General features: G+C 65.8%; 21 protein-coding genes. 10 read left to right on the forward strand and 11 right to left on the reverse strand.

Going from position 1 to position 20,568, the window contains the following annotated elements; all coding sequences use genetic code 11:
* Window positions 1–73: 73 nt before the first annotated feature.
* The 6 genes from glgX to H535_RS0109215 all read right to left on the reverse strand — a co-directional run bounded on the left by glgX (window position 74) and on the right by H535_RS0109215 (window position 6,762).
* Window positions 74–2,215: a glycogen debranching protein GlgX gene (glgX, locus tag H535_RS0109190; RefSeq protein ID WP_026819318.1), complete on the reverse strand. Its 2,142-nt coding sequence runs from the start codon at window positions 2,213–2,215 to the stop codon at window positions 74–76.
* A 91-nt stretch (window positions 2,216–2,306) separates the two neighbouring features.
* On the reverse strand, window positions 2,307–3,308 hold the full coding sequence (rlmB, locus tag H535_RS0109195; protein ID WP_026819319.1) for a 23S rRNA (guanosine(2251)-2'-O)-methyltransferase RlmB: 1,002 nt from the start codon (window positions 3,306–3,308) through the stop codon (window positions 2,307–2,309).
* The gene (gene cysS / locus H535_RS24470) at window positions 3,298–4,869 is read right to left on the reverse strand and encodes a cysteine--tRNA ligase (protein ID WP_081416556.1); all 1,572 of its coding nucleotides are present in this window, start codon (window positions 4,867–4,869) and stop codon (window positions 3,298–3,300) included. The genes rlmB and cysS overlap by 11 nt, the downstream gene beginning before the upstream one ends.
* Before the next feature lie 145 nt (window positions 4,870–5,014).
* Window positions 5,015–5,512: a 2-C-methyl-D-erythritol 2,4-cyclodiphosphate synthase gene (gene ispF / locus H535_RS0109205; protein ID WP_026819320.1), complete on the reverse strand. Its 498-nt coding sequence runs from the start codon at window positions 5,510–5,512 to the stop codon at window positions 5,015–5,017.
* Window positions 5,513–5,535: 23 nt separating this feature from the next.
* Complete coding sequence (gene ispD / locus H535_RS0109210) at window positions 5,536–6,279, reverse strand: 2-C-methyl-D-erythritol 4-phosphate cytidylyltransferase (protein ID WP_026819321.1); 744 nt, start codon at window positions 6,277–6,279, stop codon at window positions 5,536–5,538.
* Complete coding sequence (locus tag H535_RS0109215; RefSeq protein ID WP_026819322.1) at window positions 6,280–6,762, reverse strand: CarD family transcriptional regulator; 483 nt, start codon at window positions 6,760–6,762, stop codon at window positions 6,280–6,282. It abuts the gene before it with no gap.
* A gap of 243 nt (window positions 6,763–7,005) precedes the next feature.
* Between H535_RS0109215 and H535_RS24475 the strand changes: the two genes are divergently transcribed.
* A complete protein-coding gene (locus H535_RS24475; protein WP_081416557.1) occupies window positions 7,006–7,491 on the forward strand; it encodes a hypothetical protein in 486 nt (161 codons plus the stop codon).
* Window positions 7,492–7,750: 259 nt separating this feature from the next.
* Here the strand turns inward: H535_RS24475 and H535_RS0109225 are convergent, their stop codons facing one another.
* Both H535_RS0109225 and H535_RS0109230 read right to left on the reverse strand, forming a co-directional pair.
* On the reverse strand, window positions 7,751–8,431 hold the full coding sequence (locus tag H535_RS0109225; RefSeq protein WP_026819323.1) for a response regulator transcription factor: 681 nt from the start codon (window positions 8,429–8,431) through the stop codon (window positions 7,751–7,753).
* A complete protein-coding gene (locus H535_RS0109230; protein WP_051298964.1) occupies window positions 8,428–9,585 on the reverse strand; it encodes a sensor histidine kinase in 1,158 nt (385 codons plus the stop codon). Before H535_RS0109230 ends, H535_RS0109225 begins: the two co-directional genes overlap by 4 nt.
* A gap of 235 nt (window positions 9,586–9,820) precedes the next feature.
* Between H535_RS0109230 and phoU the strand changes: the two genes are divergently transcribed.
* The 6 genes from phoU (at window position 9,821) to H535_RS0109260 (ending at window position 14,449) form a co-directional block, all read left to right on the forward strand.
* Window positions 9,821–10,477, forward strand: coding sequence for a phosphate signaling complex protein PhoU (phoU, locus tag H535_RS0109235; protein ID WP_026819325.1), 657 nt, complete (start codon window positions 9,821–9,823; stop codon window positions 10,475–10,477).
* 52 nt (window positions 10,478–10,529) lie between these two features.
* Window positions 10,530–11,387 carry a DUF72 domain-containing protein gene (locus tag H535_RS0109240; protein ID WP_026819326.1) on the forward strand — a complete coding sequence of 286 codons (858 nt, stop codon included), beginning with the start codon at window positions 10,530–10,532 and terminating at the stop codon, window positions 11,385–11,387.
* A gap of 182 nt (window positions 11,388–11,569) precedes the next feature.
* On the forward strand, window positions 11,570–12,280 hold the full coding sequence (locus H535_RS24480) for a hypothetical protein (protein WP_051298908.1): 711 nt from the start codon (window positions 11,570–11,572) through the stop codon (window positions 12,278–12,280).
* The gene (locus H535_RS24485) at window positions 12,277–12,612 is read left to right on the forward strand and encodes a transcriptional regulator (protein WP_035769001.1); all 336 of its coding nucleotides are present in this window, start codon (window positions 12,277–12,279) and stop codon (window positions 12,610–12,612) included. Before H535_RS24480 ends, H535_RS24485 begins: the two co-directional genes overlap by 4 nt.
* Window positions 12,609–13,538: an ABC transporter ATP-binding protein gene (locus tag H535_RS0109255; protein ID WP_035769003.1), complete on the forward strand. Its 930-nt coding sequence runs from the start codon at window positions 12,609–12,611 to the stop codon at window positions 13,536–13,538. The genes H535_RS24485 and H535_RS0109255 overlap by 4 nt, the downstream gene beginning before the upstream one ends.
* Entirely contained in the window at window positions 13,538–14,449 is a 912-nt protein-coding gene (locus H535_RS0109260; protein ID WP_081416558.1) for an ABC transporter permease, read from the forward strand. The genes H535_RS0109255 and H535_RS0109260 overlap by 1 nt, the downstream gene beginning before the upstream one ends.
* 96 nt (window positions 14,450–14,545) lie before the next feature.
* On the opposite strand, the gene H535_RS0109265 is transcribed toward H535_RS0109260, so the two are convergent.
* From H535_RS0109265 to H535_RS0109275, 3 genes are all read right to left on the reverse strand, one after another.
* On the reverse strand, window positions 14,546–15,307 hold the full coding sequence (locus tag H535_RS0109265) for a phosphoglyceromutase (protein WP_026819329.1): 762 nt from the start codon (window positions 15,305–15,307) through the stop codon (window positions 14,546–14,548).
* Between the two features lie 76 nt (window positions 15,308–15,383).
* Window positions 15,384–15,722 (reverse strand): DUF2516 family protein, encoded by a 339-nt coding sequence (locus H535_RS0109270; protein ID WP_026819330.1) that lies wholly within the window; start codon window positions 15,720–15,722, stop codon window positions 15,384–15,386.
* A 40-nt stretch (window positions 15,723–15,762) separates the two neighbouring features.
* Window positions 15,763–16,962, reverse strand: coding sequence for a trans-sulfuration enzyme family protein (locus H535_RS0109275; RefSeq protein WP_051298910.1), 1,200 nt, complete (start codon window positions 16,960–16,962; stop codon window positions 15,763–15,765).
* A gap of 66 nt (window positions 16,963–17,028) precedes the next feature.
* Between H535_RS0109275 and tmk the strand changes: the two genes are divergently transcribed.
* The 3 genes from tmk to H535_RS0109290 are packed head-to-tail and all read left to right on the forward strand — an operon-like array spanning window position 17,029 to window position 20,435.
* Entirely contained in the window at window positions 17,029–17,730 is a 702-nt protein-coding gene (tmk, locus tag H535_RS0109280) for a dTMP kinase (protein WP_051298912.1), read from the forward strand.
* Window positions 17,730–18,872 (forward strand): DNA polymerase III subunit delta', encoded by a 1,143-nt coding sequence (locus H535_RS0109285; protein ID WP_026819333.1) that lies wholly within the window; start codon window positions 17,730–17,732, stop codon window positions 18,870–18,872. The genes tmk and H535_RS0109285 overlap by 1 nt, the downstream gene beginning before the upstream one ends.
* Before the next feature lie 18 nt (window positions 18,873–18,890).
* The gene (locus H535_RS0109290; RefSeq protein ID WP_026819334.1) at window positions 18,891–20,435 is read left to right on the forward strand and encodes an alpha/beta hydrolase; all 1,545 of its coding nucleotides are present in this window, start codon (window positions 18,891–18,893) and stop codon (window positions 20,433–20,435) included.
* The last annotated feature ends 133 nt before the right edge of the window (window positions 20,436–20,568 follow it).

Here is a 20,568-nt window from a genome sequence, read left to right on the forward strand (position 1 = left end):
GATCGTACTCCTGAGTAGGCGTCCGTACCCGCGTTTCGGCCTTAACGGGCGCCGTGCAGCACAGAGCATCAGGCTATTCGGCGCGGTAGACGTGGATGGACAAGGCGGGGACGACGACGTCGGTCGTGCCGCCGTTGCGGGCGGGGTCGTCGCTGCGGGCGGGGTCGTCGCTGCGGGCGGGGTCGTCGCTGCGTGCGGGGTTTTCGCGGCGTGGCGGCGACGCGTCGTCGTCGGAGGTGCTGAACCGCAGCACGTAGTGGCGGGATCCGGCCCCGTCCATGCCGGCTGCGTGCAGTGCCTCCGAGGTGGGCAGCACCACATGCGCAGGCTCGCCGCCGCCATTGATCACCATCAGTCCGTCCAGCACGCCCTCGGGTGAGCCAAGCAGTAATTGGAGCACCCGGGTGGCCGGGTCCGTCCACTCGTTGATGGTCATCGGTTCTCCGGCGGCGGAGAACCACAACAGATAGGAGCTGTCCTGGCGGGCGAGGTAGTTGTGCGGCTGATGTTCGAGGAACTGGCGGCGCAGTTTGGTCAGCGCCTGCGTGGTTTCCAGCTGCCGCCGTGCCCGCTCGTCGAGGTTCCAATTCAGCCAGGCCAACTCGTTGTCCTGGCAGTAGGCGTTGTTGTTGCCCCATTGGGTGCGGCCGAATTCGTCTCCGGCCGTCATCATAGGCACTCCGAGCGAGAGCATCAGCGTGGTCATTACATTCCGGCTGGTCAGCGCCCTCCGGTCGAGGATCGCGCCATTGAGGGTCTGTCCCTCGAAGCCGTGGTTGTAGCTGCGGTTGTCCTCAGTGCCGTCACGGTTGTCTTCCCCGTTGGGCTCGTTGTGCTTGTGGTTGTAGGAGACCAGGTCCGCCAGCGTGAACCCGTCGTGGGCTGTCACGTAATTAATCGATGACAGCGCGTAGCGCCCGGACGGGGCGAAGACGTCTGCCGACCCGGCGAGAGCAGCGGCCAGCGCTCCGAGGGAACCCTGGTGCCCGCCGTCGTCGATAGCTCCGGCCCCGGCCACCCAGAAGTCGCGCACGGTGTCGCGGAATCTGTCGTTCCAGTCTGCCCATCCGGGCGGGAAGTGGCCGGTCTGCCATCCGCCTGGGCCCAGGTCCCACGGTTCGGCGATCAGCTTGATCCCGCGCAGCGTCTGGTCGGCGGCCGCCGCGACCAGAAACGGGTGCTGCGGGGTGAACCGGTTGTCGCCGTCGCGGCCCATGGTCACGGCCAGGTCGAAGCGGAACCCGTCAATGTGGAATTCCTCGACCCAGTAGCGCAGCGAATCCAACGCGAGCTGGACGACCCGCGGCTCGCTGAAGTCGACCGTGTTGCCACAGCCGGTGGTGTCCAGGTAAGTGCCGTCGTCGTCGTGCCGGTAATACTGCTGCTCCCCCAGACCGCGGAAGCTGATCGGGCTGCCGCCTTGGTCCCCTTCGGCCGTGTGGTTGTAGACGACGTCGAGGATCACCTCCAGCCCGGCGTCGTGGAGCAGCTTGACCATCCCTTTGAACTCGTCCAGCACCGCCTGCGGCCCGGCCTGCTGAGCCTCCCGGGTGGCATAGGCCGTATGCGGGGCGAAGAATCCGATGGTGTTGTAGCCCCAATAGTTGCTCAGCCCCAGGTCCTGCAGGTGCGGTTCGTCGAGGTGGTAGTGCACCGGCAGCAACTCGACGGCGGTCACCCCAAGGGCACGCAAATGCCCGGTCATCGCCGGATGGGCCATGCCCGCATAGGTGCCGCGCAGCTCCTCGGGAATGTCCGGGTGCAGCATCGTCTGGCCCTTGACGTGGGCCTCGTAGATGATGGTGTCCCGCCACGGGGTGTGCAGCTGGGAGTCCTCCCCCCAGTCGAATCCGTCCGCGGCCCATACCGAGGTGAGGCGGCCGGCGTCGTCGTCGATGGCCCTTCCGTAGGGGTCGAGCAACAGCTGATGCTCGCCGGAGACCATGGCACGGATATCCGTGTGCTGCCGGTCCCGGAAGCCGTAACGCGACCCCGGCACCAGTTCCGGCACCAGCTCATGGTGGACGCCCTCGGTGTAGCCGGTGAGCAGCGTCGACTGCCAGGGCCCGCCGGGCGGGGCGAAATGCAGCTCGAGTTCGTCGACCCCGGGGGCGTGGACAGCCACGTTGGCGGCACCTTCGGCGTGGCTGATTCCCAGCGGAAACGACCGTGACGGCTGGCTTGCTGCAGCAGTTCTATGCACCGGATGTGTCATCGGATACTCGGGTTCACAGGTACTCTGCTACTCTGCTGCTCGCATACTCGGATACTTGCGGCGCCGGAAGCCGCGCAGTCGACGGCGATGATTACCGGCGGCCCGAGCGGCGCCGGGAAATCTCGTAGAGGCTGACGCCGACGGCCATCGACGCGTTCAACGACTCCATGGACGAGTCGATCGGGATGGAGACGATCTGGTCGCAGGTCTGCCGGGTCAGCCGGGACAGCCCCTTGCCTTCGGAGCCGACAACGAGGCACACCGGCTCGGTGGCCGAATCCAGGTCCGGCAGTGACACATCGCCGTCACCGTCCAGCCCGAGCACAAAAATCCCCTGCTTCTTCGCAGCTTCCAAGGTGCGGTTCAAATTGCCCGCCTTGGCCACGGGGACGCGCACCGCGGCTCCGGCGCTGGTCTTCCAGGCCGACGCCGTCATCCCCACCGAGCGGCGCTCGGGAACCAGCACGCCGTGGCCGCTGAAGGCTGATACGGAACGGATGATCGCGCCCAGATTGCGCGGGTCGGTGATCCCGTCGAGGGCGACGAACAGCGGGGCGTTCCTGATGTGCCCCTTCTTCCACTTGGCGACCGTCTGCTGCATCAGGTCCACCGCGTCCGGGTAGTCGTACGGTGGAATCTGCAGCGCCAGGCCCTGGTGAATTGCATCGCCGGTCATCCGGTCCAGTTCGGGTTTATGGACTTCAAGCAACCCGATGCCCTGTTCGGCGGCGAGCTTGAGGGCCTCGCGCACCCGGTCGTCGGTTTCGATCCGCACTGCAACGTGGAGGGCCTTGGCAGGGACGCCGGCGCGCAGCGCCTCCACCACGGAGTTGCGTCCGGTGACCATTTCCACTGATGGTTTCGCCCGGCCGCTTGAGCCGCGGGACGCGGAACGGTTGGCGGCCCCGCCGCTGCTCTTGGCGTCCTGGCGCTCGTTGGCCGCCTTCTGCTTATGGGCCTTGTGATACGGCCGGTCCTCCGCCTTCGGCGTGGGCCCCTTGCCCTGCAGTGCCTTCTTGCCGTGGCCGCCGGTACCTGTGGTGGGGCCCTTCTTGTTCTTGCGGACGGCGCCCGGCCTCGACTTATTGGCCATGATTGGCTCCTTGGCTGGCTTCTTGTTCTCGGGTGGCTTCTTGGACGGCTTTTTTGCCGGCTTCTTTCCCGAAGGGTACGCCGCCGGCCGCACGGTCCTGCCGTGCACGCAGCGTCCAGTGGACGCCGTCTGCCGTATCTTCGAGGATGATGCCGGCGGCGGTCAATGCGTCGCGGATGGCATCGGCCCGGGCGTAGTCTTTGTTGCCGCGGGCCTCGGCACGGTCCCGCAGCTGGCCCTGCACCAGCGCCTCGAGCGCCTGCTGCGGCGCGGAGTCGCCGCCCGAGGTGTTCCAGTGCGGGTGCAGCGGGTTGATGAACAGCACGTCGGTCATCGCGGTGACCTGGTCCAAGGCGGCACGGGCAGCCTCGTTGTCCCTGGCATCCAGTGCGCTGTTGCCGCGGCGGACGGTCTCGTGGATGACGGCCAGCGCCTGCGGCACATTCAGGTCATCGTCCATGGCCTCGGCGAACGCCGTCGGGACCTGCCCACCGGTGCCGGCGTCGTCGGAACCACCGCCGGTCACCGACGTCGCGCGCTGCATGAACCCTTCGATGCGTTCGACGGCGGCAGTCGCCTCCGGCAGTGAGCCCGGGTTGTAGTCGAGGGCGGAGCGGTACTGGGCCTGGCCGAGGTAGTAACGGACCACAAGCGGGCTGGCCATCGACAACATTTCGGCCGGGGTGACGACGTTGCCCACCGACTTGGACATCTTGTCGCCCTGGTAGGTGACCATTCCGTTGTGCATCCAGAAGTTGGCGAACCCGTCGCCCGCGGCGGCCGACTGGGCCATTTCGTTCTCGTGATGAGGAAACCGCAGGTCCAGTCCCCCGCCGTGAATGTCGAAGGAGCTGCCCAGGTACTTGGTGGCCATCGCCGAGCATTCCAGGTGCCAGCCCGGACGTCCCGCGCCCCAGGGGCTCGACCAGGCCGCCGTGGCCGGTTCGCCGTCCTTGTGCCCCTTCCACAGTGCGAAGTCGCGGGGGTCTTTCTTGCCTTGCAATCCGGCGTCACCGGCAGGCTGCATGTCGTCGATGTGCTGACGGGTCAGTTCCCCGTACCGCTCCCAGGACCGGACGTCGAAATAGACGTCGCCGGAACCGTCCAGGGCCGGATAGGCGTGGCCGGCCTCGATCAGCCGCGCAATGAGCCGGTGCATTTCGGGAATGTGGCCGGTGGCACGCGGTTCGTAGGTGGGCTTGGCGACGCCGAGCAATGCATAGGCGTCGTCGAAGGCCTGCTCGAAACGGAACGCCAGCGCCCACCACGGCTCGTCCTGGATCACCGCCGGGTCTTCACCGGCGCCGGGCCGGTGGGATGCGGCGGACTTGGTCAGGATCTTGTCGTCGATGTCGGTGACGTTGCGGATCACTGTCACGTCGTAGCCGCTGTACGTGAGCCACCGGCCGAGCTGGTCGAAGGCGATGGCGGAACGGATGTGTCCCACGTGCGGCTCGCCCTGCACCGTGGCCCCGCAATAGTACAGTCCGGCCTGTCCCTCGCGAAGGGGCGCAAAGTCACGCACTGCTGCGGTTTTGGTGTCGTAGAATCTCAGGCTCACCGCACTAGATTACTGGACGCGGCGGGACCAGTCCCAATACCGGCGGATGCCGGGGCTGCAAGGCACCGGCCGACCCGGTCCAGGATGCACGGGCCGGGAGTACTTTGGAGCCGATTCGGCGCCTTTGTACCTGGAAGGCCGCGAATTACTCCTGGCCCGAACGCTGGAGCACCAGAGCCGTGGCGATAGCCGCCACGCCCTCGCCCCGCCCGGTGAGCCCGAGGCCGTCGGTGGTGGTGGCGGAGACGCTCACCGGTGCCCCGGCAGCCGCGCTCAGCACCGCCTCGGAGTCGGCACGGCGGGGTCCGAACTTGGGCCGGTTGGCGATCAGCTGCACGGCGACATTGCCGACGTCGAAACCCGCCTCACCCACGATTCGCACCGCTTCGCCGAGCAGTTCGGTGCCGGAGGCATTGGCGAATTCCGGACGGTCCGTCCCGAAGTGCGTGCCCAAGTCCCCGACGCCGGCTGCGGAGAACAACGCATCCGCTGCGGCGTGGGCCACCGGATCAGCATCCGAATGGCCGGCCAGGCCACGCTCGCCGTCGAAGAGCAAGCCGCCCAGGTGCAACTGTCGGGGTTCGTCCGCATAGGCGTGCACGTCGACGCCGATTCCGGTCCGGGGCACCGGGGGTTTGCTCATGATCATGTCGCGGCCTTTCATTCTCAACTGCCGTATTTTTGCAGCAGTGCTTCGGCCAGCACCAGGTCCGTCTCCGTGGTGATTTTCAGCGACAAGTCAGAGCCGGGCACCGCATAAACGGGAATCCCCATCGACTCGACCAGCATCGCGTCGTCGGTCACGGCCGCGGCCTGCTGGTCGTCGAAAAGGTCCGCGGCAGCGTGGGCGCGGGTCAGCGCCTGGAGAGTGAAGCCCTGTGGTGTCTGCACCACGCGCAGTCGTGTACGGTCAGGTGTTTCACGAACCATGTCCTGCGCGATCGCGGCGTTGTCGGAATGCTCGACCATCTTGACGGTGTCTGTCATCTCCCGCACCGGGATCACCGCCTCGCCGCCGTGGGCCAGGGCAGTCGCCACCCGCTGGAACACCTCGGGCGGAGCCAGCGCCCGGGCAGCATCATGGACCAAGACCGCGTCAACGCCCTGCAGTGTTGCGAGCGCCTCGCGCACGGAATCGGTACGGCTCGTCCCGCCGTCGATCGCCAATACAGGTGGACAGTCGGTTCCATCGGCCGCCATTGCCTCGGAGACCTCGCCGCATACTTGCCGCAGGGTTTCGTCGTGGCGGGGCACCGCAACGCAGATGGCGTCGGCAATCCCCGAAGCGATCACCCCGCGCAGGGCGTAGGCAAGGATCGGCTCCCCGGCCAAGGGAACCTGTGCCTTGGGTATGCCGTATCCCAGGCGCTCGCCGGAACCGGCGGCGACTATGATGACTCCGGTTTGCACCTACCCGGCGAGCACCTCGTCGAGGACACTCGCGGCCTTGTCCTCGTCCGTCTTTTCCGCCAGCGCGAGCTCGGAAATCAGGATCTGCCGCGCCTTGGCCAGCATCCGCTTCTCGCCGGCGGACAGGCCGCGATCGTGATCCCGACGCCACAGGTCACGGACAACTTCGGCAACCTTGATCACGTCGCCGGAAGCCAGTTTTTCCAGGTTCGCCTTGTAGCGGCGCGACCAGTTGGTCGGCTCTTCGGTGAACTCTGCACGCAGGACGTCGAATACGTGCTCGAGGCCGTCCTTATTGACCACGTCCCGCACTCCGACGAGGTCCACGTTGTCTGCCGGTACCTCAATCGTCAGGTCGCCCTGGGCAACCTTGAGCTTGAGATACATCTTCTCTTCGCCTCGGATGGTGCGCATTTTGATCTCTTCAATTTTCGCTGCACCGTGGTGAGGGTATACAACCGTCTCGCCGACCTCAAAAACCATGTGGATAAACCCCTTTCCCGCAGACCATCTTACCACGCCCGGAGGGCCTGCTTCCGCGTGTTTGCGCAGGTCAGAGGGGCCATGACCACGAAACTGGATACCGCGCAGGCCTTGACGAATCGGGGATTTGATGCAACTCACGTCACTGGCACGTCCCGTTGAAGGCAACATCGAGCCCTGTTTGACGATAGGCTTGTCACTGAGTTCTGTTCACTCTTGATGCCTTACCGAGGAGTTCGCGCCGTGAGATTCACCGCCAACAGCCGGACGCGCCCAGCGGCGCTGGCCACTATTGCCGCCGTCGCCACGCTCTCCGTGACCGGATGCGGCTACGTGACCAAGCAAGCGACAACCATTGAGTACGCCGCCTCGGATGGAGTCAACGGCAAAGTCGGTCCGCTGCAGTTGCGCAATATGTTGATTGTGGCAGCCGGCGCCGACCAGCCCGGACGGATCACCGGAGCGGTGTATAACAACTCCGACCAGAAGGTTCAGCTGACCATGGAAGGGCCCGACGGCGGAACCACCGAGCTGACTGTGCCCGCCAATGGCTCATACTTCATCGACAACGATGCACCGCCGGAGATCATCGAGCCCGCCGGGGCGAAGCCGGGGGCCATGTCGCTCGTGACTTTCGAAATCAGCGGAGCTTCCGAAGACCTCACCCTGCCGGTGCTGGACGACACGTTCCCGCGCTACGCCACCATGGTGCCCACCGAAGGGTCGTAGCCTCGCCACGGGCAGGCGGTGACTGCCCGTGAGGGGACCTGCCCCATCTGGAATTGTCACTAACTGCCGCATAAGGGGCTCACCCCGCCGCGAATAGTCACTAACTGCCATCTGCGGACCGTGATACGGGCACTTAGTGGCCACCCGCCGTCGTACCGGCACTTACTGGCTGCTCGGGGCCCTGTCGACTCGTCACCGCGCGAACTGCTCGCAACGAACGGACTCCCTCGGGTCGCACACCTCATTTGGCGGAAACCGGTCAGGCGTCGAACTTGTACCCCAGCCCACGCACCGTCAGCAGGTATTGCGGGGCGGTCGGATCGGGCTCCAGCCGGCTGCGCAACCGCTTGACGTGGACGTCAAGCGTCTTGGTATCGCCCACGTAGTCCGACCCCCAGACTCGGTCGATCAGTTGTCCGCGGGTGAGCACCCTGCCGGAATTGCGCAGCAGCATCTCCAGCAGTTCGAACTCCTTCAGCGGCAGTGAGACATCCTCGCCGTGCACGCTGACCGTATGGCGCTCCACATCCATCCGCACCGGGCCGGCCTGCACCGACGTCGACAAGAGCTCCTCCTGTTCGCCCTGCCGGCGCAGCACCGCGCGCACCCGAGCCACGAGCTCGCGTGAAGAGTACGGCTTGGTGATGTAGTCGTCGGCCCCGATCTCCAGCCCGACGACCTTGTCGATTTCCGCGTCCTTGGCCGTCAGCATGATCACCGGAACGTTGGAACGCTGCCGCAACTGCCGGCACACCTCGGTGCCGGATTGGCCCGGCAGCATCAGGTCCAGCAGCACCAGGTCCGCTCCGGACCTGTCGAACTCGGCCACTGCCTCGAGGCCGTCTTCAACCACGACGGCTTCGAAACCTTCCTTGGTGAGCAGATATGAGAGTGGGTCGCTCAAAGACTCTTCGTCTTCAACGATCAGTATCCGGCTCAAGCGGTAGCTCCTTTGTGTCGTGCGTCATCGGGGGTATTGGTGCCGTCGGTGTCGTTCCGGTGCACGGGCTGGTCGGGCGACGTTTCGTCGTCGGCCTGTTCCATCTGTGGAAGCCTGACGGTAAAGGTCGACCCCTGGTCCGGCTGTGACCACACCGTCACTTCGCCGCCATGGTTGGAAATCACATGCTTTACGATACTCAGTCCCAGCCCGGTCCCTCCGGTTGCCCTGGAACGGGCAGCATCGATCCGGTAGAAGCGCTCGAAGATCCGGTCCTGGTCCTCGGCGGAGATTCCAGAGCCCTGGTCCCGCACGGACACTTGAGCCATACCGTCCTTGGACCGCAGCCCGATACCGATCTTGGTGCCCACCGGCGAGTAGCGGATGGCATTGTCGATCAGGTTGCGGAATGCGGTGGTCAGCAGTTCGGTGTCGCCGTAGACGTCCGCGTCCGCCCGGCCGCCGATGACCATATTGATGTCCTTGGATTCGGCCGGCAGCTTGTTCCGGTCCACCGCTTCGGCAATGATTTCGTTCAGGTCGACCGGCTCTCCCTGCTGGACGACGTCGGTCCCCTGCAGCCTGGACAGCTCGATGATGTCCTGCACCAGAGCCGAAAGCCGAGCGGATTCCTTGTGCATTCTCGAGGCGAAGCGGCGCACGGCCTCTTCATCGGCCGCGGCGTCATCCAGAGCCTCGGCCAGCAGCGAGATGGCCCCCACCGGAGTCTTCAGCTCGTGGGAGACGTTGGCGACAAAGTCGTTCCGGATTTCTTCGGTGCGAGTAATCTCCGTGCGGTCATCGGCCAGAAGCAGGATGTACTCCTGCCCCAGCGGCGCCACGCGCAAATGCAGCACAATCGACCCCTGCCCCAGAGGACCGCGCGGCAGTTCCAGTTGCCGCTCCTCAATCACGCCGTCGCGGCGGACCCTTCCTGTCATCTGGATCAACTCGTTGTGCACCACGGTGTGTCCACGGACCAGCCCGAGGGCATAGGCGGCGGGACTGGCCCTGATCACACCGTCAATTGAATCGACGATCAGGAATGCCCGCCCTCCCACGGACAGCACTTCGGCCGCGCCATCGGGAAGGACCGGTTCGTCGACCTCGGCCAGTTCATTGCGCTGCTGCTCGCTGAGCCGGAAAGCCAGCATCCCGAACACGCCCAGGCACAGGCCCACGAGTCCGGCCACCAAGCCGATGTAAACGTCACTCACGAGTCCAGCTTAGGCGCTATCAAGGCCGCAATGCGCCGCAGGGATGGCCCCATCCGCCGCGTTCAACTAACGTTCACCTCGAGGTGCCCTAAAGTTCATGGGAGACTGGAAGTGTGCTGAACGTGTCCGTGAGAGCGTCACGGAGCGTGCATGTCGAGCGAAAGGACGCCAAGTGCGAAAGGTTTTCCAGGCCGAACTCCATCAGGTCGGCGAGGAACTGATCGAGATTGCCAATCTGGTCTCTGAGGCCATGGACAAAGCCTCTACGGCTTTCCATGGTGCCGATATCGAACTCGCACAGGACGTGATCGCTGCCGACGCCCGCATCGATTTCCTGCAGAACGACCTCGACGAGCGGGCCATCGACATCCTGGCCCGCCAGGGGCCCGTCGCCAGCGACCTGCGGATGATCGTGGGCGCGCTGCGGATGAGCGCGTCGCTGGAACGGATGGGAGACCTTGCCCGGCACGTGGCCCAGCTGGCGCGGCTGCGCTACCCGGAAAACGTGGTCCCCGATTCGCTGCGGTCCACGTTCGAGGAATTCTCCGAAGGCGATCTGGCCATCGCCCGGAAGGTTTCCGAACTGCTGGATACCCGCGACTTGGAACTGTCCACCCAGATCCAGCAGCACAACGCCCGGATCAACGAGCTGCACGCGGGCGTCTTCAAGGCTGTCGCAGCAGATACCTGGGATGCGCCGGCCACGACGACTGTGGACGTCACGCTGGCCAGCCGCTACTTCGAGCGGTTCGCCGACCACGGAATATCCGTGGCCCGGAAGGTGACCTATCTGGTGACCGGCGAATGGCATTCGAATTCCTTCTCCTGACCCGGCCACCTGACCGGGCGGCGCGGCTTGACCGGGCGACCCGCGGACAGTCATGACGACGCCGGCAGCGGTGGCCCGTATCGGCATCTCCGGGTGGCGATACGCGCCCTGGCGGGGCGTCTTCTTTCCCACCGGGATGCCGCAGCGTAAAGAACTCGAGTACGCGGCAACGAAGCTGGACACCGTTGAAATCAACGGCTCCTTCTACTCGCTGCAGCGCCCCTCCAGCTACCTGCGGTGGAAGGAAGCCGCGCCGCCCGGGTTTGAATTCGCCGTCAAAGGCGGACGCTACATCACCCATATGCTGCGGCTGCGCAACGTGGAGCTCGCGTTGGCCAACTTCTTTGCCTCAGGGGTGCTGGCACTCGACGATAAACTCGGCCCGGTACTGTGGCAGCTGCCCGAGCGAGTGCAGTTCGACCCGGAGATACTGGACGGGTTCTTGAGCCAACTTCCGCACAGCACCGGCACGGCGGCCGCGATGGCCACCGGTCACGGAGACAAGCTGAAGGACCGGGCGTGGACTGACGTCGACGCGGATCGACCGCTGCGCCATGCCCTCGAGGTGCGCCATCCCAGCTTCGACGACCCCGGGTTCTATGAACTGCTCCGGCGGCACAATGTTGCCTTGGTGATTGCCGATTCCGCCGGGAAATGGCCGCAGCTGGACAGGGTCACTTCCGACATCGTTTACGTCCGGCTGCACGGTGGCGAAGAGCTGTATGTCAGCGGGTACGGCGATGAGGAACTGGACCGCTGGGCGGAGACCATCCGCGGCTGGGTCTCCGGGACCGGGTGCCCGGACGGCAAGGGACGCGGCGTATATGTGTACTTCGATAACGACGTCAAGGTCCATGCGCCGTTCAATGCCATGGACCTGGCCCGGCGGTTGGGTCAGGCGGCCCAATAGTCGGCGCGAGTCGGCCGCGGCGCCCGGGCCTGGACATCCCAATACTGAGCACGACGGCACATGATCTGCCGGCATCCCGCACAGAAACTTCCCTGCCGCCTATAGACACAAAGCGGTTTGTGTTACAAACTGATTTGCATGACACGAGATACCGGCTACAGCCCGACTGTCGGGAGCCACGCATGACGGAGCAGAACCAGACCGGCGGCTTCGACCCGCACAACGGCGTCAGCCCGCACGCCGGAACCGAGCCACACAACGACCGGGACCAGACCGGCGGCTTCGATCCGCGCGCGGCCATGAGCCTGGCCGACGCGACGGAAGCCAAGACCGCACGGGCGCTCTTTCCGCATACTCCACTGTTGTATGCGGGATGGGGCACCGCATGGCTGATCGGCTACGGTGCGCTGCACGGCGCCGAGCACGGCTGGCTTCCATTGAGCACCCCGGCGGCACTCATCGTGCTGTTCGCCATGATTGCCCTTGGCGTGGTCGTCTCGGCGATCCTGACCGTACGGGCCTCGGTGGGCATCAGGGGCGCTTCCTCCTTCCAGGGCGGGCTCTATGGCTGGACGTGGGTCTTGGCCTTCGTCGTCGTCGGCCTGCTGGCCGGCATCATCGCCGATTCCATCGCCGCCACAGACCTACGCGGCCTGATTATCAACTCATTGGCCGTGTTGGTGGTCGGGATGATGTATATGTGCGGCGGAGCCATGTGGCGCGATATCCCGATGGCGGCACTGGGCGTGTGGTTCTTGGTGGTGGACGTTGTCGGGATGGTTGCCGGCCCGCAGCATTACTTGACCGTGTTCGTCACCCTCGGCGTGCTGGGCTTCTATGTTGGCGCCGTCGTCGAGCTCGTCCGCAGCCGTCGGCGCCGGAGCCTGGCATGAACGGGCTTGATCCTGTCATTCACGCCGAAGCGCGGCTGCGTGTGATCACCACCTTGAATTCGATTGGTGAAGACAATGCAATCTCCTTCCCCAAGCTGCGCAAGATCCTCGATATGACAGCGGGGAACCTCTCCACGCACCTGCGCAAATTGGAGGAGGCGCACTATGTGGAGCAGAGCAAAGTGATCGAAAACCGCTCGCCTGCCACCTACGTGAAGATCACTCCCCGCGGCAGAGTCGCCTTCCTCGATTACCGGCAGGCGCTGCGGACATTGCTCACCGACTCACCCGGAATATCCTCCACCACCGCCGAAAGTCAGGACTCGAAATGACAACGACAATAGCCGCTCCGTTGGCCGCTGCCCGGAACGTCAGCAAGACATTCGGAACCCAGAAAGCGCTCGACGGCGTCAGCCTCGACATCCAGCCCGGCGAGGCAGTCGGGCTGCTGGGGCCCAACGGTGCCGGAAAGTCCACCCTGATCGGGCTGCTCACCGGGCTGCGGAGGTCCGACGGCGGGACGGTCGAACTCTTCGGCCACAACCCGCTCACTCCGGCCGCCCGCCGCGCCCTGGGCGTCACCCCGCAGGCCACGGCCGTACCGCACACCTTGAAAGTTCGCGAGGCAGTGGAACTGGTCGCCGCGCACTTCACCAACGCGGTTCCGGTCGCGGAGCTGCTGGACCAGTTCGGCCTGACCGACATGGCGTCCAAGCAGTGCGGCGGCCTCTCCGGCGGCCAGCAACGGCGGCTCCTGGTCGCCATCGCACTGGTGGGTCGCCCTTCCCTGGTCATCCTTGACGAGCCGACCACGGGGCTGGACGTCGAGGCCCGGGAGATCTTGTGGGAGCAACTGCGGCAGTATCGCGCCAACGGCGGCACGATGCTGATCACCAGCCACTATCTGGCCGAGATCGAGGCGCTGGCCAGCCGCGTCGTCGTCATCGACCAGGGCCACGTCGTCGCCGACGGAACCGTCGACGAGATCCGTGGCCACATATCCGTCCGCCGGATTTCGCTGCGCACCCCCACGGCACTGGATACCTTGGCGGCCCTGCCCGGCGTGGTGGATGCAGCCAACGACGGCGGCACCACCCGGCTAGTCAGCCGCGACGCCGATGAGCTGGTCCGCAGAATTGTCGGCGACGGTATCGACTTCAGTGATCTTCAGGTGCACGCGGCGAGCCTCGAAGAGGCGTTCATGGCTATCACCGGCACCGGTTCGGCCCCGAGCAGTCCTAAAAGTAAGGATTCGTGATGAAATCAGCAGCACACACGCGCGCGGTTGAGCCAGCCGGGCCGACCGGTCCGGCCGGCCAAGCAAGCTCGGCCGGATCCGCCGGTCAGGCCCAGGCGGCACCGTCGGCACCGGCCAGGCAACCGGCAACAACCGGCCCCACCCAGTTCACCCTCGTGAAGGCGCACACCAAGGCGCACATCCTCGAGCAGTTGCGCATTCCGGTCGCCGTCATTTCCAACACCATATTCCCGTCCCTGGCATTCCTGTTCTTCGTGATCCCGCAGGAGGCGGTGGCGTCCAACCCGACGGCGGCGCTGACCGCGTTGTCGCAGCTGGCCATGTTCGGCGTGATGAGCGCCTTCCTGTTCAGCTACGGGGTGGGCGTGGCCGAAGACCGCGCCAACCCCTGGACCACGTATATGCGCACCCTGCCTGTCGGCCCGGTACCGGGCACGGTGGCCCGCGCCGCCGCCGCGATGATGTTCGCGTTCTTCGCCCTGGTGCCGCTGTTCCTGCTCGGGGGATTCCTGACCAGTGCGCTCGAAGCCTTTACGGTCGATGGCCTGTCGTGGTGGCGGATTCCGGCGTCGCTGGCAGTCTTCCTGCTCTGCGGCCTGCCGTTCCTGGCCTTGGGGCTGACGATCGGCTACCTGTGCACCTCCAAGGTCGCGGTCGCGGTCACCCAGGTGGTGTTCTTCCCGATGGCGTTCGCCGGCGGGATGATGCTGCCACCAATGATCTTTCCCGCGTGGCTGAACACGTTCTCGCTGATGCTGCCCTCGCGGGCGGCGCGCGACCTGTCGGTGGAAGTGCTGACCGGGACCGGGCTGCACGGAAGCACCATTGTCGCCATCATCGCGTGGACAGCCGTCCTCGGGACGCTGGCGGTGTGGGCCAACCGGCGCGACCAGGGCCGCCGGTTCCGGTAGTCAGGGCCTCCACCCGGATCGGCGGTCGGGCGGACAGGCCGCCGGGCGGCCGGGTCCGGTGACCGGCGCCGACCTCGGTCAGATCCGGCGCCGAGCCTATTTACGGCCCTGGTTCGCCACCGCCTGCACTGCTTCCGCAGCCGCATCCGGGTCCAGGTACGTGCCGCCGGCGTTCAGCGGCGTCATGTCCTCGTCCAGGTCGTAGACCAGCGGGATGCCGGTGGGGATATTCAGCCCGGGAATGTCCTCGTCGCTGATGCCGTCGAGGTGCTTCACCAGGGCACGCAGCGAGTTGCCGTGGGCGGTGACCAGCACCGTCTTGCCCGATTTCAGCTCCGGGACGATCTCCGCTTCCCAGTACGGCAGGAAACGCTCCAGCACGTCCTTGAGGCACTCGGTGCGGGGCAAGTCCTCGCCCAGGTCCGCGTAGCGGGGATCGCCGGCCTGGGAGAATTCGCTGTCGTCGTCCAACGGCGGCGGCGGGGTGTCGTAGGAGCGCCGCCACTGAGTGAACTGCTCCTCGCCGTATTTCTCCAGCGTCTCGGCCTTGTCCTTGCCCTGCAGGGCGCCGTAATGCCGCTCGTTCAGCCGCCAGTTCCGCTTCACATCGATCCAGGTGCGGTCCGCCGCCTCCAGCGCCAGATCAGCGGTCACCGTGGCCCGCTTCAGCCGGGAAGTGAACAGGATGTCCGGGTGGATGTCGTGCTCGGCGATCAATTCGCCGCCGCGGATGGCTTCACCGCGGCCCTTATCGGTCAACGGGACGTCCACCCAGCCGGTGAACAGGTTCTTTTCGTTCCACGTACTCTGGCCGTGGCGCAGCAGGATCAGCTTGTATGGAGCGGAAGAATTTGGCATGGCTCCAGTCTGCCCCATAGCCCGGGTTGATAAAACTTCCGCGCTTCAAATGACGCATCTGTGCCGCGGCGGGCTGTTACCAGGGGCCGTAGGGTCCCGAATTGCGGTTGCCCCCGCGCCGGGCGTCCCGCAGGGCAGGGCGCACGTCAGCCAGGTAGATGGCCGCCGCCGTCACTGCTATCAGCTGCAGGAAGATCGGGCCGCCCAATCCAACGGGGGGTGGGACGCAGATGTATCCGATGGCGGTGGAGCCTGCCGTGATCCCGAGCCAGAAGCCCTTGGTTTTCTTGAAGGCCCGCTGGAACTCGACCGGCTTGGCTTTGACGCAGTCCACCAGCGCCCAGATCTGGATGCCGAGGGCCACCAGTGACAGGGCGAGGAAGAGATACCGTTGGGTCAGGATGATGATGTCCACGTTACAAGCCTAGCCGTTACGAGGGCCGCGCAGCCGAAATTTAACGCATCCCCTGGTCCAGATCCGCCCACAGATCCTCCACGTGTTCGATGCCGACGCTCATCCGGACCAGCGGCTCAGGGACAGTTTCCGGCTCATTGGTGTGCCGCCGTCGTCGTTCAATCAACGACTCCACCCCTCCCAGTGACGTGGCCGGCAACCATAGCTTGAGCCTTCCAACCAGGGCGTCCGCTGCTGCCGCGCCGCCGGCCATTTCCACGCCAATAATAGAACCGAAGCCGCTCATTTGGCGCTTCGCCCGCTCATGGCCCGGATCGTCAGGCAGCCCCGGGAACCGCACCGCGGCAACCGCCGGATGGCGTTGCAGCCGCGACGCCAATTCCGCGGCATTGGCCTGCGACCGTTCCACGCGCAGCGCCAACGTGCGCAGCCCGCGCAGCGCCATCCAGGTTTCAAAGGGCCCGGCGATGGAGCCATGCATGGAGCGGTGGGTCAGCAGCCTCTCCCGCAGCTGCGGATCGGATGTCACCGCGGCACCGAGTACGACGTCGGAATGGCCGGCCAGGTATTTGGTCACCGAATGAATCACGACGTCGGCGCCAAGTCCCAGCGGCTGCTGCACCAGCGGGGTGGAAAACGTGTTGTCGGCAACCACTAATGCGCCGGCGTCGTGCGCTGCGGCGGCAATGGCGCTCACGTCGGCGACTTCCAGCATCGGGTTGGTGGGACTCTCCACCCAGAGCAGGTCCGCCGGTTGCCCGCCGCCGGCCAGCTGCTCCCCTCCGGCCGGTTGCCCGCCGCCGGCCAACTGGGCCTTCACCTCGGCAGTGTCGGCGATATTGACCAGCCGCAGGCTGAAGGCGCCGTCGTCGGCCAGCCGTTGCGCCAGCCCCACGGTTCCGCCGTAGCTGTGGTTCGGCATCACCACTGTCCCGCCCGGCGGCACCAGTGACAGGGCCGAGGCGGCGGCGGCCATTCCCGATGCGTAGGCCAGCGCCGGCTCGGAGGCACCTTCCAGTTCCGCCAGCGCCGTTTCGAAGGGGTCCCAGGTCGGGTTCGAATACCGCCCGTAGGAGCGGTCCCCCGCAGTGACCTGGCCCTGCCCGAAGTATGTGGAGGATAAGACCACCGGTGGATTCACCGCGCTGCCCGGCTCGCGGTCCGGGCGGCCGGAGGCCACGGCGACGCTGTCCTGATGCAGCCCGGTATGTTCTTCGGCGGTGGGGGCGCTGGAATCCATGCTGCCAGCTTAAAGCCGGCCGGGCCCGCTGATGAAAACCGGCGCGTAATTATCGCCTAGGCTGTGATGGTGAGTGAGAACAGCCGCGACAGCGCCACCGGGGCAGCCGGCTCCGCCGAATGCCGGGGCCTCTTTATCGCCCTTGAAGGAGGGGACGGGGCAGGTAAATCCACCCAGTCCCGCCTGCTCGCCGAACGGCTCCGGTCCACCGGACGTGAGGTGCTGACCACCAGGGAACCGGGTGGGACGCCGATTGGCGAAAAACTACGGAACCTGGTGCTGGACCATGGACATGGCGAGATCGACGCCCGCACAGAGGCGCTGATGTTTGCAGCCTCGCGTGCCGCGCACGCGGAGCAGGTGCTGCGTCCGGCGTTGAGCGCCGGCACGACGGTGATCACCGATCGTTACATCGACTCTTCGGTCGCCTACCAAGGTGGCGGACGATCGCTGGGCACCGGCACAGTGCGGGACCTGAACGCCTGGGCCACCGGGGAGTTGTGGCCGGACCTGACCGTGCTGCTCGACGTCGATCCCGCCGCCGGCCGCTCCCGGCGAGCGGCCGGAACCAGCGCCGAAGACCGGCTCGAATCCGAACCTGACGACTTCCACGGCCGGATCCGGGCCGCCTTCCTGGAACTGGCCACCACCGCCAAAGACCGTTATCTGGTGCTGGACGCATCCCGTCCGGCCGAAGAGCTGGCCGCCGTCATCGGCGAGAAGGTCGACGAGCTGACCGCCGCCCACAGCGTGAAAGGCAGCGCCTAATGAGTGTCTGGGACGACCTGCCCGGGCAATCTGCCGTCATCGAGCAACTCCGTTCGGCTGCCGAAGCGGAACGGCCAACCCATGCGTGGTTATTCACCGGCCCGCCGGGCTCCGGCCGTTCCAACGCAGCGCGCGCGTTTGCCGCCGCCCTGCAGTGTGAACAGGACCGGCCCGAGGACCGCGGCTGCGGCACCTGCCATGCCTGCCACACCGTGCTCGCCGGCACCCATGGGGACGTCACTAATGTGGCTACGGAAAAGGTCACTATCTCCATCGCCGAAGTGCGGGAGCTGATCACCAGGGCCCAGGACCGCCCCTCCTCCGGACGCTGGCGCGTGATCATCGTCGAAGACGCCGACCGGATGGCGGAGCGGACCACCAACGTGCTGCTCAAGGCCATTGAAGAACCACCACCGCGGACCATCTGGATCCTGTGTGCGCCAAGCCCCGCCGATGTCATGGTCACCATCCGCTCCCGCTGCCGTCCGGTCAGCCTCAGGATCCCGCCGGCCGAGGACGTTGCCGAACTGCTGGTGCGCCGCGACGGGGCGACACCCGAAGCCGCCGGGTATGCGGCGCGGGTGTCGCAGAGCCACATCGGCGTCGCCCGGCGCCTGGCCCATGATGAAGAGGCCCGCGAGCGGCGTTCCCGGGTGGTCTCGCTGCCGTTGAACCTGCATAGCGTCTCGGAGGCCGTCGTCGCCGCCGGACGGCTGCACGATCTGGCCAACGACGACGCCAAGTCCTCCTCCGAACGGCGCAACGCCGCCGAGAGGGAGCAACTGCTCACCGCCCTCGGCGCACCGGAAACGGGCAAACTGCCCGCGTCCATGCGCAGCCAGGTGAAGCAGCTGGAGGAGGACCAGAAGCGGCGGGCCAAACGCGCGGTCACCGACGCTTTGGACCGCGCGATGATCGACCTGACGACGTTCTTCCGGGACGTGCTGACGCTGCAGATGGGGACCAGTTCGGAACTGATCAACGAGCAGATTCGTGCTGAGTTGGAGCAGTACGCCTCCAACACCACTGCGGAATCGACCCTGAAACGGCTCGACGCGATCGGCGAAACCCGCCAGCGGCTCGCCACGACCAATGCCGCTCCCCTGCTGGCGCTTGAGTCGATGGCAGTCAGCCTGCTGTAAGACAACCGGAAAGTCACGATGCCCAAGATCCCCCGCCGCCACCGCGCCGCGGCTGCCGTCGCGGCCTGTGGCCTGCTCCTGGTCACCGCCTGCACACCATTCAGCGACGGCGGGTCCGCTCCGCCGGAGACGATGTCAGCCCCGCCCGAAGTGCTGGAGCAGGCCCCCGAACGTTTGATGGAATTCTATTCACAGTCCATCGAGTGGGAACCGTGTGCGGAAGACTTCCACTGCAGCACCGTAAAGGTGCCGATGGATTACGAAAATCCCGATGGCAAAACCCTGAAGATCGACATCACCCGGGCTGCGGCCACTGGTTCGGACCCGATGGGATCGATATTGGTCAATCCGGGCGGCCCCGGCGGGTCCGGGATCGACGCCGTCCAGGACAACGCCTCCGGAATCAGCACCGACCGGCTGCGAGAGTCATATAACCTGATCGGCTTCGACCCGCGTGGCGTGAAACGCTCCAGCCCCGTCGAATGCCTCAGCGACAAGGAGCGGGACAAGTTCCGCGCCGAGATCTTCGACGTCGAGACGAAACGCGGCCTGGCCAAGGCGCGTGCCAGCGCGGAGGACTACGCCTCGCAGTGCGCCAAGCACACCGGGCAGAAGCTCGGATTTTTCGGCACCGAAAGCGCAGCCCGGGACATGGACATCATCCGGGCGGTGCTCGGTGAAAAGAAGCTGGATTACCTCGGTTTCTCGTACGGCACACTGCTCGGTGCCACCTATGCGGAGTTCTTTCCGAAGACCGTGGGAAGGATGGTGCTCGACGGCGGCATCGACCCCTCAATCACCAGCGCTCAGATGACGCTCGGCCAGGCCAAGGCCTTCGAAGATGCGCTGCTCGCATACGCCAAAAGCTGCCTGCAACAGCAGAAATGCCCGCTGAATGGCTCGCCCGAACAAGCTGTCGGGCAAATCCGCCAACTGATCAAGTCGGTCGAAGCCAGCCCGATGACCGCCAAGAGCGGCAGGACCGTCACCGCGGCGCTGTTCGTTTCCGGGCTGATCCTGCCGCTGTACAACGATGCCAACTGGCCCGCCCTGACCGCGGCGCTTCAGGCCGCATTCCAAGGCGATCCCACCCCCATGCTGAAGCTGGCCGATCTGGGAGCCAGCCGGCAGGACGACGGCGACTACACCACCAACTCCTCGGCAGCCTTCACGGCGGTCAACTGCCTCGATTACCCGATGAACCTGTCGGTGGAACAAATGCGGCAGAACGAGGAGCAATTGGACCAGGCCTCCCCCACGCTTGGCCGTTTCCTCGCCTACGGAGCCATGTCCTGCAACGCGTGGCCCTACGACGCCGAGGAACCACCCGAGCCGATCCACGCCAAAGGTGCGCCGCCGATCGTCGTCGTCGGCACCACCGGCGACCCGGCCACCCCCTACCAATGGTCCAAGGCGCTCGCGAAACAACTCCAATCCGGCGTCCTCCTCACCTGGGAAGGCCAGGGGCACACCGCCTACGGCCGCGGCAGCGAGTGCATCGCCGACGCCGTGGACAATTACTTCATCGAAGGAACCGTGCCCGACGACGGCACCCGCTGCTGACCCGCCCCACCGGTGGTCGAGTAAGGCGCCCCGCGCCGCATCGAGACCCGGTGGTCGAGTAAGGCGCCCCGCGCCGCATCGAGACCCGGTGGTCGACCAAGGGAGCGCCAGCGACCGCGCGGAGACCCCAGTT

The organism is Arthrobacter castelli DSM 16402, from assembly GCF_000430705.1.
GTDB lineage: Bacteria > Actinomycetota > Actinomycetes > Actinomycetales > Micrococcaceae > Arthrobacter_C > Arthrobacter_C castelli.

What these genes read in the sequence shown, in the direction of transcription:
- glgX (WP_026819318.1), bottom strand. Translation starts at nt 2,215, where the DNA reads ATGACACATCCGGTGCATAGAACTGCTGCAGCAAGCCAGCCGTCACGG.
- rlmB (WP_026819319.1), bottom strand. Translation starts at nt 3,308, where the DNA reads ATGGCCAATAAGTCGAGGCCGGGCGCCGTCCGCAAGAACAAGAAGGGC.
- ispF (WP_026819320.1), bottom strand. Translation starts at nt 5,512, where the DNA reads ATGAGCAAACCCCCGGTGCCCCGGACCGGAATCGGCGTCGACGTGCAC.
- H535_RS0109215 (WP_026819322.1), bottom strand. Translation starts at nt 6,762, where the DNA reads ATGGTTTTTGAGGTCGGCGAGACGGTTGTATACCCTCACCACGGTGCA.
- H535_RS0109230 (WP_051298964.1), bottom strand. Translation starts at nt 9,585, where the DNA reads ATGCTGGCTTTCCGGCTCAGCGAGCAGCAGCGCAATGAACTGGCCGAG.
- H535_RS0109240 (WP_026819326.1), top strand. Translation starts at nt 10,530, where the DNA reads ATGACGACGCCGGCAGCGGTGGCCCGTATCGGCATCTCCGGGTGGCGA.
- H535_RS24480 (WP_051298908.1), top strand. Translation starts at nt 11,570, where the DNA reads ATGACGGAGCAGAACCAGACCGGCGGCTTCGACCCGCACAACGGCGTC.
- H535_RS24485 (WP_035769001.1), top strand. Translation starts at nt 12,277, where the DNA reads ATGAACGGGCTTGATCCTGTCATTCACGCCGAAGCGCGGCTGCGTGTG.
- H535_RS0109255 (WP_035769003.1), top strand. Translation starts at nt 12,609, where the DNA reads ATGACAACGACAATAGCCGCTCCGTTGGCCGCTGCCCGGAACGTCAGC.
- H535_RS0109260 (WP_081416558.1), top strand. Translation starts at nt 13,538, where the DNA reads ATGAAATCAGCAGCACACACGCGCGCGGTTGAGCCAGCCGGGCCGACC.
- H535_RS0109265 (WP_026819329.1), bottom strand. Translation starts at nt 15,307, where the DNA reads ATGCCAAATTCTTCCGCTCCATACAAGCTGATCCTGCTGCGCCACGGC.
- H535_RS0109275 (WP_051298910.1), bottom strand. Translation starts at nt 16,962, where the DNA reads ATGGATTCCAGCGCCCCCACCGCCGAAGAACATACCGGGCTGCATCAG.
- tmk (WP_051298912.1), top strand. Translation starts at nt 17,029, where the DNA reads ATGGTGAGTGAGAACAGCCGCGACAGCGCCACCGGGGCAGCCGGCTCC.
- H535_RS0109285 (WP_026819333.1), top strand. Translation starts at nt 17,730, where the DNA reads ATGAGTGTCTGGGACGACCTGCCCGGGCAATCTGCCGTCATCGAGCAA.
- H535_RS0109290 (WP_026819334.1), top strand. Translation starts at nt 18,891, where the DNA reads ATGCCCAAGATCCCCCGCCGCCACCGCGCCGCGGCTGCCGTCGCGGCC.